Genomic DNA, 15,660 nt, shown 5'->3' with positions numbered 1-15,660 from the left:
ATCCACCTAAATCTATCCATTATGTTAGGAGCTATCATTGGCGACATCGTAGGGTCGCGATTCGAGTTTGAAAATGTGGCTACACCGGGCTTCAAGCTCTTCAGCCCCGACTGCAGCTACACCGATGACACCATCTGCACCATCGCCATAGCCGATGCGGCGATGAACCATCGGGAGTACAAGGACGCACTGGTAGACTGGTGCAGCCGCTATCTCGACCCCATGGGAGGCTATGGAGGGAGGTTCCTGAAGTGGCTGCAGAGCGCCGACCATCTGCCCCAGGCCTCGTATGGCAACGGTTCGGCGATGCGGGTGAGCCCGATAGGATGGCTCTACGACGACTTCCACCAGATGCAGGACGAGGCGATGAAGACGGCGCTGCCCAGCCACTGCCACAGGGAAGGCATACGCGGAGCACAGTGTGTGGCTACGCTCATCTACTGGCTGCGCACGGTGCGCATCACCAAAGATGAGGTGATAGGCACCGTCAAGCAGACTTTCGGCTACGACATCCCCGACCTCAAGGAGGTCTACAGACTCGGCAACGAGGGCCACTTCGACGCCACCTGCCAGGAGACGGTGCCGGCGGCCATCAGCTGTTTTCTCGACAGCAACAACTTCGAAGACGCCATACGCACAGCCATCCTCGCCCAGGGCGACACCGACACCAAGGGTGCCATCTGCGGCAGCATAGCCGAAGCCTACTACGAGATACCCGAAGAGATGATTACCAAAGCCTATGAATACCTGCCCGCAGATATGCTCGAAATAGTCGACCAGTTCTATACCACGCTGCAGGGCCACATCAAGCGATAAAACGCCATGGGCACCATCCGTCAAGATGGTGCCCATGGCATTATTGATAGCATAAGATTTTCTGAAGCAATGCGTGGCGGCGTCAGATTTGCCCGCTCTCTACCTGGCGCACGATGCGCTCGGTGAAACGGTCTACTCCCTCAGGCTCGTAGCCCTTGCGCAGACTGGCTCCGAAGACCCAGGCAAAGGCCTGATAGACGCCAGCGCGGGTGGGACCAAAGAACGACTGGATAAGATTGTAGGACGACGAGTTGCACTCACGGTAAATCAGTTTGATGAGCAGTTTGCCCTGCTGGTAGGTAAGCCGCTTCATGCGGGGAGTATACTCGGCCTTGATGCCCTTCTCCACGAGTTTCAGGTGGCGGTCGCGCGCTTCCTTGTTGGGCAATGTCTGCAGATAGTCATAGGTCTCGAGGATGATGCCACGACATTCCTTGGCTATAGGCAGCACCTTTTTCACGTTATAGACCAGTCTGTTGTACGCCATCATCTGCCGCTCGTTCTTGAAGACGGGCTTGGGATATACATAGATATTATTGAGCTCGACATACTGCACCGAGTCGCGGCCCAACAGCACCTTGCCCACCTTGACCATAGGCACAAAGGTGGGGTTGTCCATGTCCACCTTTCGGTCTTCAGGGTTTATGACCGCCCGCTTAGCGGTCTGAGCGTCAGCAGTTATCGCTGCCACCATCAGGCACACCATACCTATGATACGATACATCTTCATCATGACCGCAAAAGTAGTGATATTTATCCGAAGTCTCAAAAAAATTGTGTTATAATTTGCTGTCCGGCTGCAAAAAGTCGCGCCAACGACAGCCATCATCCTGTTGCGCCCATCTCCGGTCGCCATTCCTTCCAAGACTCTCATCGTCATCAGCCGGCTTGTCGCGGCGACGGTAAGGGAGGACAACAAAAATCCCCGAGTCAGGGTAGGATTCTCATCCTTCGCCTTCCTCGGGGACTCTTGGGTCTCAGTGAGGTTAGTCTGCCTCTCTTCCTATGTCATCCATGATGCAGGGCCGGCAGCGTCGCCTCCTGTGTCATCATTCGCCGTTATTGGCGTCCTGGCTGTTCTCTGCCGTCTCTGCCTCGTCATGGCTGTACTCGCCCATCTGATTGATGGATGCAAGTTGGCTCAATCGGGCATTGATACTGCCACCAGTGGCTCGCGCCCGCAACTTGTAACCGGTGATATGGGTGCGGGCATTAAATTCCTCCTTGGTGTTGGCAGGCTTGCTCTCAATTCCTACCGAGAAGATGGCAAGGTTGTCGAGCTTCACGGCATTGCCCTCGAGCACAAGTTCCTTGATACATCCCACCATATCGTTCAGCACACCGCAGATTACACCTTTGGAGTAAGGGGTGCCATGGTCAGACATGTGAGCGGCCAATTCGTCAAGGCCCATAGTGCCGTCGAGATTCATGTGGGCATACCAGTTGCCCTTGTGCTGCGCATTGCTGCGATTGTCTTGATACAATTTGTACTTCAACATAATGATTGATTTTTGTTAGTTTGACATTGTGTTTGTGTGTTCGCTTGTTGTCATCCGTTCCGGTACTTTTGACAATGCAAAGGTAGTCACGCACTTCGTCGATACCAAATCTGCGCACGCCATAACCTGCAAAATTCTGTTAACAGCCACCGCCATTCCTGCCAACTTTAGTTAACGCCATCGCCACAGTCATCTCTAACGCCCTGTAGTACACCCCTTCCGAGCCCGTCGCCATCTCCACCGCCGTCACGACCGCTTTCACCCCCATCTGGGCCACCATTACACCTATTATTATATATAGGGGCTGACAGGAGACCATCATCCGATGACACCAACCTAAAGACGGGAAGCACAAGGATAGACACAATAAACCCCGAAGATACGACTATCAGAGTCGCGTTCTTCGGGGCCTTTATCCGTATGGCTTTACTTCTGCACAAACACCTTGCGCGTAGTGCCGTCACTTAGTTTTTCTATATTGATTCCGCTCACGGGAGCAGAGACACGCCGCCCGTCGGGAGTATAGCGCTCTACGACTTTGACATCGCGCTTGCCGTCGACGCCCACGATTTCTGTCGTGCTGCCATTGGAGAGAATGAGTTGCACGCAAGCGGCATATGGAAGCTCGTTAGAGCTTAACCGATATAGCTTATAGCCTTCGTCTTTTATCAACTCACCCCAAACCAGAAAGCCGTTGGCCGTATCAACGGTAAGACCCACTGTGACATCGTTATCATTAGTAGGATTATTTTCAATAGGACTAAAATTTATCGGCTTAAACGTATATCCGAAGATTATATGTCCGGGCTCCTTAGGAATGACATAATTCCATGTACATTCCACCTCGTTGAACACGTAGGACAGAGGTTCTGTCATATAGTCCTTGACAATTGATTCTCCTATCAATTCGTACCCATATCCGTATGATTCATAGGCTACGACGTAGGGGGGAATTACCCAAGGTCGAACCCACCGCGAATGATATACCCACTATCTTGTAACCGGCATAGGGCTTGAGCATCTCGGGAGTGAGGCGTCCCATGACCTCGGCTGACAAGTTATTTCCGATGCCTACATCTATATACCGAGAGTCGGCACCCTTGACAAAGAGATGTTTCTGCTTGGACAGATAGCTACCATCATCCATGGCCTTGCATACTGGTGCCGACTGGATACGCTGAGTCTTAAATAGCGCGGGGTCGATGTCCACTATCTCCGAATCAATCCTTTTGGGCAGCTCTTTGTGCGACTTGCAAACGGTCTGCGCTCCGGCTGTCAACGATACCAATGTAATGAATACTAACGTGAGTAAATTTCTTTTCATATAGACTAACTTTTTATGTATACTTGTGCATGGTTGTCTCATAAACATACCCCCCAAACACACTTTTGACGGCGCAAAGGTACACAAATCATCAGTAAACATGGGTAGAAATAAGAGATTTATTGCGATTATACAAAGAAATATGGAGAAAGCGATGCGCCATGTACGCCCACCCATCACCTTCACACCTATTATTATATATAGGGGTGGCCATGTGGCTGTCTACCGACCTTCCGATGACATCAACAGAAAGACATGGAGAACAAGTATGGACACAATAAACCCCGAAGATACGACCATCAGTGTCGCGTTCTTCGGGGCCTTTATCCGTATAGCTTTACTTCTGCACAAACACCTTACGCGTAGTGCCGTCGCTTAGTTTTTCTATATTGATGCCGTTCACAGGGGCAGAGACTCGCCGCCCGTCGGGAGTATAGCGTTCTACAACTTTGACGTCGCGCTTGCCGTCAACACCCACGATTTCTGTCGTGCTGCCATTAGAGAGGATGAGTTGCACGCAAGCGGCATAAGGGAACTTGGCGCTACTCACCGTATAGATGCCACGACCATAGGCTGCATTGAGGGTACCCAGTACCAGATATCCGTTGGCCGTATCAGTGGTCTTGCCCAGGAAGATAGGTTTGTCGGCATTAGTACCAGTGGCCGACTGGGTATAACCATATCCGAAGAGAATGTCCTTGGGCTCCTTGGGAATGACATAAGTCTGTGTACATCCCACCTCATTGAGCACGATGCCATTGGTAGCATTGGTCACATCATAACTCTCGATGTTTCCACCAGCTACAGTATGTTATCCATCAGTACGGCGCTCCATCGCTATGATACTGGGAACGGAGCCCAAGTCTGAAGCCACTATAAATGCGATACCCACAATGCTATAATCGGCATAGGGTTTGAGTTTATCGGCGGTGATACGACCAAAGACCGCATTAGAGCCAGGAGCTTCGGGGAAGCCGTCGGCGCCAAAGGGAACATCGGCGCCATTGACGAAGAGATACTCCAACGGAACCTTTGTACCGCCCTCGCCCTCAGCCTTGCACATAGGTGCCGCCACGGAAATCTGAGCTGCAGATAGAGAATGGTCAATCGTCCCGTTGCCCGAAACGACATGCACGGGCTGCCCCTTGAGCGACTCGTAGACGGTCTGCGCATTGGCTGTCAATGATACCAATGTGATTAATACCAACGTAAGTAGATGTTTTTTCATATAGATGAGTTTTAATGAATAATCTTGCATCTTTGTTGCAGGCAAGTGCCCAAAAACGGGCATTTTTCGGCGCAAAGATACACAAATAATGCGTAAACGTTGGAAAAATCATGAAAAATATTGCGCCACTCAAAAAAAATAAGGAAAAAACGATACATATTATAAATATATCCATTACCTTTGTGGCAAATTAATGTTACAACACGCCTTCTGAGCCATCCTGTATCTATGCTATGCACCCTGACTAAGAGGTATGTTAACCACGGAGAGAGATAATTAACTTACATAATACATGCTTATGCAACACAATTCACACCTTTTGGGTATGGTGGCAGCCAGCATTCTCGCTGTTGCACCTACCGATGCGTTTGCCCAGGCCAAAGCAGGCGAACAGACTCCAGTAACCGTCAATGTGACTACTGCTGGAACCCTCAACACACTGGTCACCTCTGACCAGAAGTTTACCACAACCTCACTTGTCGTCAAGGGCGACCTCAACGGAGCCGACATACTGTTTCTCCGCGAGATGGCTGGCAGTGACAAGAAGGGCGTAGCCACCGAAGGCAAACTCGAAGTGCTCGACCTGACCGAAGCCAACTTTGTGGCTGGCGGCGGAGACTACTACGACAAGAGCTTCACCGAGAAGGGCTCACCCGCCGATGCCACTGTAGGCTCCTACTGCTTTGCCGGTACCATATTAAAAGAGGTAAAACTGCCCAACTCTGTTACCAAGATTAAGGACAGTGCCTTCGAGAAGTGCGCCGCTCTTACCAGTGTTACCTTCTCCAAGGATGTGACAGAGGTTGGCGCCAGCGCTTTCAGCGGATGCACCTCACTCAAATCATTCGAGTTCCCCAAGGTCAAGATAGTTTCTGCCTACGTTCTTTCTGGCTGTACCGCTCTGACCAAGGTTGTCATCCCCGAGACAGTGACCGACCTCAAGGGCTACATCTTCAAGAACTGCTCTGCTCTCACCGAGATTCACATCGCTGCTGCCAACGTTCCCTCGATAAATTATTCTGCCTTCAGCGGCATCACCCAGAGTGACATCACCCTGTATGTACCCGACGAGAGTCTGAAGAAGTATCAGGACGACTATAACTGCAAATTGTTCAAGGAAGTAAAGAAGGAGTCAGAGTATGATCCCACCGTCAATCCTGGAGAGCCCGGTACTACCGAGGTAGTACGCTCTGTAGAACTCACCGCAGCTGGCACACTCTCTACGACCATCGATGCAGCTGAGAAACTCACCATCACTTCGCTTACCATCAAGGGCGACATCAACGGCGACGACCTGCTCTACATCCGCGAGATGGCTGGCCGCGACATCAAGAGCGACCCCACCAGCGGCAAGCTCGAAATACTCGACCTGACCGACGCCAACTTCGTAGCCGGAGGTGGCAACTTCTATGAGAAAGACAAGTGGAACAAGGCTGCCGCTGCAGAGAACACCGTGCAGAGCCACTGCTTTGAGATGACCACACTGAAGGAAATCAAGCTGCCCAAGTCGCTGCGCGCCATCAAGAGCGAGTCGTTCAAGCAGTCCAACAAGCTGACCGCCATCACCATCCCCGAAGAGGTTACCGAGGTGGGCGACAACGCATTCGAAGGCTGCTCGTCACTCGTCACTTTCGACTTCCCCAAAGTAACAAAGATTGCCGGCTCAGTACTCGCCAACTGTACTGCACTGACCAAGATAACCATCCCCGCTACTGTTACCGAACTGAGCTTCGGCATGTTCAGCGGCTGTTCATCAGTTACCGAGATACATATCGCTGCTACCACTCTGCCCAACAAGGGCTATCAGCCATTCAACGGCATCGACCAGCGAAACATCACTCTCTATGTGCCCGCAGGCTGTGCAGATATGTATAAGGCCGATACCGACTGGAGTCTCTTCAAGGAAATCAAGGAAGAGGGCGGCACCACCACTCCCGAGACTGGTGTCAAGACCATCGATGTCAAGACCGCCGGCACCCTGTCTACTCTCGTAGGCGCAGACAAGTTCAACCTGACCGAAATCAAGGTTACTGGCGACATCAACAGTTCCGACATTCTCTGCCTCCGCGAGATGGCTGGACGTGACAAGATGAATGTTGAGACATCGGGCAAGCTCGTCAGCCTCGACCTCTCTGGTGCCAACATTGTGGCAGGTGGAGACAGCTACTACAAAAACTCTACCACCAATCTCGAGTTCACTACTACCGCCAATATCATCAGCGAGTATATGTTTGACCACTGCAAGCTGGAGTCTTTCGTATTCCCCGCTACAGCTACAGCCATCGAGGGTGGAGCCTTCGGTTCTTGCTACAACCTCAAGGGCACTCTGACTATCCCCGACAACATCACCCGCATCGGTAACTATGCTTTCGAGGCTTGCGTGTCTCTTGAGCACGTCGTGCTGCCTGCCGCTCTGAAGTATGAGAGCTTCTCCAAGCCAGAACTCGGATCCAATGTATTCTCTGGCTGCCATGCCCTGAAGGACATCGTCATCCCCGAAGGTGTGACCCGTATCAGAACCAACGCCTTCAGAGACTGCTTCGAACTTACCAAGGTGACCCTCCCCACAACAGTGACCTACATCGACGGCGACGTATTCAAAGGCTGCAAGAAGCTGGCCCACATCTTCGCCAAGAGAGAAAAGGCACCAACAGCCAACTATGGTACTTTCGAAGACGGCATCTATCCCACATGTACAGTGCATGTTCCTGCTGGCTCAGTCGACAACTACAGGGGCGCGTCCTACTGGGAGTATTTCACCAATATCGTAGAAGGCACCGTTGATGGCATCGGCAATATCGAAGCAGGACATACATCCAAGGTTGCCGACGGCATCTACACCCTGAACGGTGTCAAGGTGTCTGAAAGCAATCTGGCTCCTGGCATCTACATCGTAAGAAAGAACGGTGTAAGCATGAAGTTTGTCAAGAGATAAACCAACCAACAATACATCAAAGGATGCGTCACTCAAGTTGTGGCGCATCCTTTTTCACTTTAACTCAACAACAATTATAAAACAGACCCTCTTACTCCTCATGGCCTTTATCTTCACCGGTCTTTCTGCATTTGCCGATGAAGACACACGCAAAGACCCCGAGCTCTCGTTCTACAGTTCTTCTGTCGGCATCCTCGCCGGCACGGCTCTCGAAGCCCCATTGCGTAACCCCCACGGACTGATGCCCATCGTCTACACCTCATCAGACAAGTCCATCTGCCAGGTGGATGAGAGTGGTAAGATAAGCACGGCACTCGTCGAGACCACCACCACGGTGACTGTGACCGCCTCGTTTGCCGGCAACGACGAATACCGCCCCGGCACAGCCACCCTCGAGGTAGGCATCATTCCCCGCTCGCCGCTCAAGATTCCCGAGATGACTCCTATGGGCGGCACCTTTGACCACGCCGTAGAGGTACAGGTCACCACCGATGACGCTGCCGCCACGGAGATATGGTACTCCACCGTGGCCAAGAGCGCCGAAGAGTTCAAGAACAGCGACACCAACACCAGTTACATGATAACTGGGCAGACTGGAACCATCCGTATCGACCGCTCCTGCAAGCTCTATGTGATGACGCGCGGCAGAGGCACCAAAAGCCCCGTGATAGAAGCCGACTTCACCATCAGCATGCCGCTCAAGGCCGACTTCACTACCGACAAGTCGGTGATGGCAGACTACGCCCAGTATTTCGAGTCCAGCAAGGACCTCGCCGACTGGACGGTACCCAGCGAGTGGCACATAGACGATATGAAGTTCGGCGAGGTCAGAGACGGCGACAAGAAATCAATCGCCATTACCTACGCAGCCGGAGACGGCGCCGCACCGCTCACCTCGCCCGTTTTCGACATCAAAGAGGGGCAACGTCTGGAATTCTACGCTTACTTCAAGACCAAAAATTTGAACTGGGCGCCATGGACGATTGACGTTACCGATTTTACCACAGGACAGACAACCACCCTGTTTAACATCTATCGCTGGACGTTGGAAAACAACTTTGTCTCCGACGACATCATGCAGTGGAAGAAGATAGACATAGACCTCGCCGCCTATGCTTGACACAAAGTGCAGATAGTGCTCAACTACAACTTTGACGGTGAGAACCTGGCCATCGACGCCTTCCGTCTGGTACGCGACAACCCCGAGGCTGCCACACGCATCACAGCCTCCGTCGACGAGCCTATCACCTTCATCAGCCGTTGCCAGGGCGAGCCCACCAAGACGATATGGACGCTCCCTGGCAGCGAGAACAACGAGTATGCCGGCAACAGCGTCACAGTGACTTACCCCCAAAGAGGGCATCTACGACGTCACCCTTACCATAAGTCGCAAGAGCGAGAAGGATGTGAAGGAAATCAAGCAGTTTGTCGAAATCATCGGTAAGGCACCCACCTCAGCCTTTGCCATCACCTCCGACACCTACACCACTGCAGCCGACATGGCATTTGTTCCCGCCGGAGTACCCGTACAGTTCGCCGACAAGAGCGAGGGGGCGCCCACCTCTTGGGAATGGAAGTTCACCAGCGACAGCGAGACATTGACCAGCACCGAGCAGAACCCCACCGTTACCTTTACCAAGGAAGGTCGCTATGATGTGACTCTCACCACTGCCAATGCCAACGGCTCCAATCAGGCATACAAGGCGGAGTGCCTGCAGGTTGGCGGCGAAATGATGATATGGAACATCACCGAGCAGGAGATAGACAATCTCAAACCCATCAGCTACGACAGCTTTGGTTTCTATGCCGGCAGCAATATGTTCGGCCTCGACCGCTTTGCCGAGAAATATCCTGCACCATTGGCCGATGCTACAGTGAAGACCGTCGACGCCTACTTCGCCTCAACCAAGACCCGCGAGCCCGACGCCGCCATCGAGCTGGCGATATACGATATGGCTGCCGACGGCGGACCTGGCAAGGTGCTCGCCAAGACATCGCTCAAAGCAAGCGAGCTCAAGAGCAATGCCTCCGAATACGTACAGACCACCTTCGAGTTTGCCGAACCTGTAGCCCTCGCAAAAGGCAAGCCTTTCTTCGTGGCCATTGGTCCATTCCCTTATCAGGGTGTCAGCAGCTATGAGGACCAGATAGCCCTCTACTGCGTGACCCGCAACCAGGGAGGACTCTGCGCCACATGGGATCTGGCACAGTATTCGGACCGATGGATAGCCAACGTCTCAGGCTATTGCTCTATGGCGATGGGCCCAGTGGTCAACTACACATCTGTAGCCAACGGCATAGACAACACTGTAGCCTCTGGCTCCACCAAGCATGAAATAAAGGCCATCTATAACCTCTGCGGCCAACAAGTGACCACTCCCGAAAGCCACCAGATTTACATCGTGCGCTATACCGACGGCACCAGTCGCAAGATTATGTGGAAATAAAGAAAAATAGCAGATTGGCATCTGCCGCCTGACCGCCGCTGACATAACCATGATTAGGGCTGGAATTCTCGCAAGAGGACTCCAGCTCTTTCTCTTTTCCGCATTGCCACTGCGGCACTAAGACATATCCTACATCACCCCCGCCATCTTTACCTCATTCACCCTTACACCTATTATTATATATAAGGGCTGCCACATGGCTGTCTACCGGTCGTCCCCCACCCGTCCAGGAAACATGGAGATGGTGAAGGGGTGGATGCCAGGTTTCCCGTTGCCTGCCGTCGATTAGAAATCTTTAATGCTGGATGATAGGGTTCTAATTGTGATTGTTTCCTGTGCTTGCGCGGAAGTGGTAATTTTGCGGCATGATGATGAAACGATACATTTTAGTAAGGCTGCGACTGGCAAGGCGTAGGCTGCGCCACCGTTCGCTGCCGCCGGCAGCCTCGCTATTGTCGCCGCCGGCATAATCCTTGTCAACGTACTATCTTTGCATATTATTCAAAAAAAACTCATTCAATGTCAGTTCGTTTTAATGCGTTTTGCATCGTTTTAATAGGGTATTAAAATGATGCAGAGTGGTCAAGTAAATCGAAAAGAGTTACTATCTCGACGATTACATTATGTATTATCTCCTCTTCTGATTTGCCAAATTCAGAAAGGTGCTTCTTTCCAAGCCAGACATGGTCTTTTGCGTAACCTCTCTCTCCCAACATACCTGCAACCTTGTCATCATTGGGATTATATTGAGGCGTCTTATATTTGTCTTCATAAGCCTGGCGTATGTACAAATGGCTTTTGGCTATAGTTATACCGTATTGCGCATTTTCGTTCTTTCTGATTCTCGTTCCATGCGCATAGATATAAGACGATAGTTTGCCAAGGACAGCTTGCTCTATCTGGCAGTAATCCAATTTGTCCTTTCTTTCACGTTTAACCTCATGCTTATTGTGATATGCCTGATTTTCTTTAGCACAAAAGTCTCTTAATTCGCCGATATTGATATGGTCTATGTCTTTTTTATATACATACGCAAAGAACCTGGCTATTAGTGCCTTTTCTTCCTTGGTCAAGTAAGCGGCAGGATGAGGGACGCCATAACAGGGGATGTCATTAAACTCGCCCATAAGGATGCGACCCAAAACGGGATTATTGTCCTTGTCGTATCTAAATGAGAAGCCGGCAACATTTATAGAAGCCAATCGGCTAAAGGCATCTTTTCCACTTAGAAAAACAATCATCTTGGGATTGCATAGTCTTATCAGTTCCAATGTCTGAGGAAAGGTCTGGGTCAATAAAGATCGGTTTAATTCCGCAGCTGTTGCTGTATTGAAGAATGTAGCATTAGCCATAACAAATCTGCTTTCATCATCCAGAACATTGGGATGACCTAAACCACTGAAATAGATTTTAAGATTTCTGAAATAATTCCATGTGTAATGCAGGCTCCAGCTTGTGCAATTCCCATGTTTAGGGTTCTTGCAGAAATTACCCGATACCAATTGCTCGGCGGTCATTCCACGTTGAGGGTCAATGCCCCAGTTGGGATTGGCTATCATGTCTTCATAATTACCACCAGAGCCAGGATTGATGCCGGCTATCAAAACATCAACGGAGTCGGTGCCAACAATATTGTTTAGGTCCGATTGTGAATAGAAAGCAGGGACATTATTTCTGCCCAACTCGTCAGCAATGCCATTATAAACTTTAATGGTCGCCTTGCCCCAATCCATCAACTCTTCTTTGGTCATATATGTATCGTTATTTGTTCATCATTCTATATTACGGCGTCTACAAAGCATAGCTGCCACATCTGTCACAGTTATTAAATACTCCTTTCTTTAACTAACGATTTCTATGCAACGATATTGTAAAGATAGCTCGAATTTGTTAAGACAAAGGATATACATAAGCCGATAGCGGTGCCACAGCCATTACCTTCATCACCATCTCCACCCATGCAGCAAAGGCTGAGACCCTTGCGGCATGGGTGGAGATGGTGTTTATTCTGATTGCGGGGTGGGAAATAGTGATTGCGGGGCTTGCAGTCATTATTGCAGGCTTGGCAATCACTATTTCGTGCCACGAACCCAACTTTACTGTGGGCTCGGGCGAGATGGGCTTGGGCTCGGGTGAGATGGGGATGGTCGCTGACAAGATGGCTGTGGCCTCTGGCATGGCGGTAGCGGACTCGGGCTTATTGCCAGCGGGGGCTATCTTGGTCGGAGTCATGGGCGATGGAATGGGGATGGGGGCGGCGGCGGGGGCAATCGTGAGGGTGGCGACAGCGCAAATAATTGCAGCGGCGGGGTGCAATTGTTTGTAAACAAACACATTACTTAATAATAATTTTGTAACTTTGCACCAAAATAAATACAATCACAACAAATATGGAGAAGAATTTCAAGCGTACTACCGTGACTGCGGCGCTTCCTTACGCCAACGGCGGTGTGCATATCGGCCATCTCGCCGGCGTATATGTGCCTGCCGACATCTATGTAAGATATCTCAGACTGAAGAAAAAGGATGTGATATTCATCGGCGGAAGCGACGAGCACGGCGTACCCGTGACCATACGTGCCCGCAAGGAGGGCATCAGCGTGCAGGAGGTGGTAGACCGCTATCACAAGCTCATCAAGGACTCGTTTGCAGAGTTCGGCATCTCGTTCGACATCTACAGCCGCACCACCAGCAAGATACACCACAAGTTTGCATCCGACTTCTTCCGCAAGCTCTATGACGACGGCAAGCTCGAAGAGATCACCGAGGAGCAGTACTGTGACGAGGTGACCGGCGAGTTCCTCACCGACCGCAATATCGTGGGCACCTGTCCGCGCTGTGGTGCCGAGGGTGCCTACGGTGACCAGTGCGAGAAGTGCGGAGCCACGCTCTCGCCCGAGGAGCTTATCAATCCCACCAACAAGAACAACCCTGGCCACGGCCTCGTGAAGCGTCCCACCAAGAACTGGTATCTCCCGCTGGGCGACTATCAGCAGTGGCTCAAGGACTGGATACTGGAGGGACACAAGGAGTGGCGTCCCAATGTGTATGGACAGTGCAAGTCGTGGCTCGACATGGACTTGCAGCCACGCGCGATGACCCGCGACCTGGACTGGGGTATCCCCGTGCCCGTAGAGGGTGCCGATGGCAAGGTGCTCTACGTGTGGTTCGACGCGCCCATCGGCTATATCTCCAACACCAAGGAGCTCTGCGACAGCGACCCGGCCCGCTGGGGCAACTGGGAGAAGTGGTGGAAGGACGACGATACCCGCCTCATCCACTTCATCGGCAAGGACAACATCGTGTTCCACTGCCTCATCTTCCCCACCATGCTCAAGGCCCACGGCGGATATATCCTGCCCGACAACGTGCCTGCCAATGAGTTCCTCAACCTGGAGAACGACAAGATTTCCACCTCGCGCAACTGGGCGGTGTGGCTCCACGAGTATCTCGTCGATTTCCCCGGCAAGCAGGACGTGCTCCGCTATGTCCTCACAGCCAATGCTCCCGAGACCAAGGACAACAACTTCACCTGGAAGGACTTCCAGGAGCGCAACAACTCTGAGCTGGTGGCCATCTATGGCAACTTTGTCAACCGCGCGCTGCAGCTCACCAAGAAATACTGGGGCGGCGTGGTTCCCGCCTGTGGCGAGCTGACCGAGGTTGACCGACAGACTATCGCCGAGTTCAAGGACGTCAAGGCCAAGGTCGAGGAGCTGCTCGACGGCTTCAAGTTCCGCGACGCGCAGAAAGAGGCCATGAACCTGGCGCGTATCGGCAACCGCTATATCACCGAGTGTGAGCCCTGGAAGGTGTGGAAGACCGACTCCAAGCGTGTGGAGACCATCCTCTACGTGTGCTTGCAGCTCTGCGCCAACCTCGCCATCGCCTTCGAGCCTTTCCTGCCGTTCTCTTCCAAGAAGCTGCGCGCCATGCTCAATATGGACAGCTTCGAGTGGGAACAGCTGGGCAGCATGGACATCCTCGCCGCCGGCACACAGCTGGGAGAGGCTTCGCTGCTCTTCGAGAAGCTGGAAGACAGCGTCATCGACGCTCAGCTGCTCAAGCTCGAGAACACCAAGAAGGCCAACGAGGCTGCCAACTATGAGCCCGAGCCTATCAAGGACACCGTGGACTTCGACACCTTTGAGAAGCTGGACATCCGCGTGGGTCTCGTCACCTCGTGCGAGAAGGTGAAGAAGTCGAAGAAGCTGCTCAAGTTCCACATCGACGACGGCACCAAGGACGGCCGCACCATCCTCAGCGGCATCGCTGCCTACTATGAAGACCCACAGGAGCTCGTGGGCAAGCAGGTGTTGTTTGTAGCCAACTTCGCGCCACGCAAGATGATGGGCGAGGAAAGCCAGGGCATGATACTCTCGGCTGTCAACTACGACGGCACACTCTCTGTGACCACCACATCCAAGGATGTCAAGCCTGGAAGCCAGGTAGGATAAATATAGACTGTAGAGCCTCATGTGCCTTTCATTCCCTCGGGAAGTCTAAGGCTCATGAGGCTTTTCGCTTACCTTGGCGCGAGCATACGGGTCATGAGCAGAGCCCCAGCGCCGATCAGCCCCGCCCTGTCAGCCCTGCCAGCCGCCAGTGTGTTCACCCCGCCAGCCGTCAGCCGCCGCCCCGGTGCTCCAGTTGCTGCTCCGGAGAGACTGTATACCAACCCAAAAGTAACTATCCACTATCCGCACAACGATGAAGAGATACATCATCACCACACTTCTTGCCCTGGTAGCCATCGCGCTGCAGGCGCAGAACATCAAGGCCGTAGACCTGGGTCTGTCGGTCAAGTGGGCCGATGCCGACCTTGGCAGCGCCGACGGGGAGAGCAAGTACTACTTCCAATGGGGTGAGCCCAAGGGAGTATGGATGCAGGATTACAAGGCCTCTGCCTATCCCCCTGCCATCCAAGCCAAGCTGGACCCCAACAAGACCATATACAGAAGCCAGATAAGTAGCCAACTGGCCGAGCGAGTGGGCAAAGACAACATCCTTCTGCCCCAATACGATGCCGCCAGAGTCATTCTGCGCAGCCACTGGCGCATGCCCAACAAGGCAGACTGGACCGAACTGATAGAGAAGTGCAAGTTTGAGTGGGACAGAGTCAATGGCAGGAAGTGTATCAAGGTGACCGGCCCCAACGGCAACCACATCTTCCTCACCAACGGCGGATGGCTGGATAGCGACAACAACAAGCTGAAGAAATACTATATAGGCAAGGTGAGCTACTATTGGTCGAGCGAGGTCATGAACTATGGCTATGGCCCCGCCGAGATTATCTCCTTCTGGTGTAACAACAACCCCAAAGGCAAGATAGAGCCCCGCATCGACACATGCGACTTCCCCGCGCGCGGCATCCTTGTACGCCCCGTCTACGACGACCGCGCCCCCGCCCC

The 15,660-nt window shown here is 52.3% G+C and carries 14 protein-coding genes and 1 pseudogene; 7 read left to right on the top strand and 8 right to left on the bottom strand.

Translation table 11 applies throughout. From position 1 onward, the window contains the following. Nucleotides 1-21 precede the first annotated feature (21 nt). A complete protein-coding gene (locus CIK87_RS02630; protein ID WP_094385220.1) occupies nt 22-816 on the top strand; it encodes an ADP-ribosylglycohydrolase family protein in 795 nt (264 codons plus the stop codon). An 82-nt stretch (nt 817-898) separates the two neighbouring features. Here the strand turns inward: CIK87_RS02630 and CIK87_RS02625 are convergent, their stop codons facing one another. The 6 genes from CIK87_RS02625 to CIK87_RS02595 form a co-directional block, all read right to left on the bottom strand. Beyond that, the gene (locus tag CIK87_RS02625) at nt 899-1,510 is read right to left on the bottom strand and encodes a DUF4294 domain-containing protein (protein ID WP_371327099.1); all 612 of its coding nucleotides are present in this window, start codon (nt 1,508-1,510) and stop codon (nt 899-901) included. A 355-nt stretch (nt 1,511-1,865) separates the two neighbouring features. Continuing rightward, complete coding sequence (locus CIK87_RS02620) at nt 1,866-2,315, bottom strand: DNA-binding protein (RefSeq protein ID WP_022310575.1); 450 nt, start codon at nt 2,313-2,315, stop codon at nt 1,866-1,868. 426 nt (nt 2,316-2,741) lie between these two features. Next, nucleotides 2,742-3,191 carry a hypothetical protein gene (locus CIK87_RS02610; protein ID WP_094385214.1) on the bottom strand — a complete coding sequence of 150 codons (450 nt, stop codon included), beginning with the start codon at nt 3,189-3,191 and terminating at the stop codon, nt 2,742-2,744. Nucleotides 3,192-3,243: 52 nt separating this feature from the next. Continuing rightward, nucleotides 3,244-3,639 (bottom strand): hypothetical protein, encoded by a 396-nt coding sequence (locus CIK87_RS02605; RefSeq protein WP_144008077.1) that lies wholly within the window; start codon nt 3,637-3,639, stop codon nt 3,244-3,246. A gap of 337 nt (nt 3,640-3,976) precedes the next feature. Beyond that, nucleotides 3,977-4,414 carry a hypothetical protein gene (locus tag CIK87_RS02600; RefSeq protein WP_094385209.1) on the bottom strand — a complete coding sequence of 146 codons (438 nt, stop codon included), beginning with the start codon at nt 4,412-4,414 and terminating at the stop codon, nt 3,977-3,979. Between the two features lie 36 nt (nt 4,415-4,450). Continuing rightward, nucleotides 4,451-4,867 (bottom strand): hypothetical protein, encoded by a 417-nt coding sequence (locus CIK87_RS02595; protein ID WP_144008076.1) that lies wholly within the window; start codon nt 4,865-4,867, stop codon nt 4,451-4,453. A 298-nt stretch (nt 4,868-5,165) separates the two neighbouring features. On the opposite strand from CIK87_RS02595, the gene CIK87_RS02590 reads away from it, so the two are divergent. The 4 genes from CIK87_RS02590 to CIK87_RS02575 all read left to right on the top strand — a co-directional run bounded on the left by CIK87_RS02590 (nt 5,166) and on the right by CIK87_RS02575 (nt 10,249). Further along, nucleotides 5,166-7,802: a leucine-rich repeat domain-containing protein gene (locus CIK87_RS02590; protein WP_158216181.1), complete on the top strand. Its 2,637-nt coding sequence runs from the start codon at nt 5,166-5,168 to the stop codon at nt 7,800-7,802. 100 nt (nt 7,803-7,902) lie between these two features. Further along, a complete protein-coding gene (locus CIK87_RS02585) occupies nt 7,903-8,922 on the top strand; it encodes a hypothetical protein (RefSeq protein ID WP_094385203.1) in 1,020 nt (339 codons plus the stop codon). A gap of 6 nt (nt 8,923-8,928) precedes the next feature. Continuing rightward, a complete protein-coding gene (locus CIK87_RS02580) occupies nt 8,929-9,246 on the top strand; it encodes a hypothetical protein (RefSeq protein ID WP_094385201.1) in 318 nt (105 codons plus the stop codon). Next, nucleotides 9,209-10,249, top strand: coding sequence for a PKD domain-containing protein (locus CIK87_RS02575; RefSeq protein WP_094385199.1), 1,041 nt, complete (start codon nt 9,209-9,211; stop codon nt 10,247-10,249). The genes CIK87_RS02580 and CIK87_RS02575 overlap by 38 nt, the downstream gene beginning before the upstream one ends. Nucleotides 10,250-10,812: 563 nt before the next feature. On the opposite strand, the gene CIK87_RS02570 is transcribed toward CIK87_RS02575, so the two are convergent. Both CIK87_RS02570 and CIK87_RS13880 read right to left on the bottom strand, forming a co-directional pair. Further along, nucleotides 10,813-12,000 (bottom strand): hypothetical protein, encoded by a 1,188-nt coding sequence (locus CIK87_RS02570; protein WP_094385197.1) that lies wholly within the window; start codon nt 11,998-12,000, stop codon nt 10,813-10,815. Between the two features lie 139 nt (nt 12,001-12,139). Beyond that, complete coding sequence (locus tag CIK87_RS13880) at nt 12,140-12,583, bottom strand: hypothetical protein (protein ID WP_144008075.1); 444 nt, start codon at nt 12,581-12,583, stop codon at nt 12,140-12,142. 56 nt (nt 12,584-12,639) lie between these two features. Here CIK87_RS13880 and metG point away from each other — a divergent pair, with 56 nt between their 5' ends. Continuing rightward, nucleotides 12,640-14,706, top strand: coding sequence for a methionine--tRNA ligase (metG, locus tag CIK87_RS02560; protein ID WP_094385192.1), 2,067 nt, complete (start codon nt 12,640-12,642; stop codon nt 14,704-14,706). 253 nt (nt 14,707-14,959) lie between these two features. Beyond that, a pseudogene (locus tag CIK87_RS02555) lies at nt 14,960-15,660 on the top strand (hypothetical protein); the annotation flags it as partial.

This window comes from Prevotella sp. P5-64 (assembly GCF_002251285.1).
Classification (GTDB): domain Bacteria; phylum Bacteroidota; class Bacteroidia; order Bacteroidales; family Bacteroidaceae; genus Prevotella.
The sequence above is the reverse complement of the archived record's forward strand: the minus strand, read 5'-3'. Positions and strand labels throughout refer to the sequence as shown.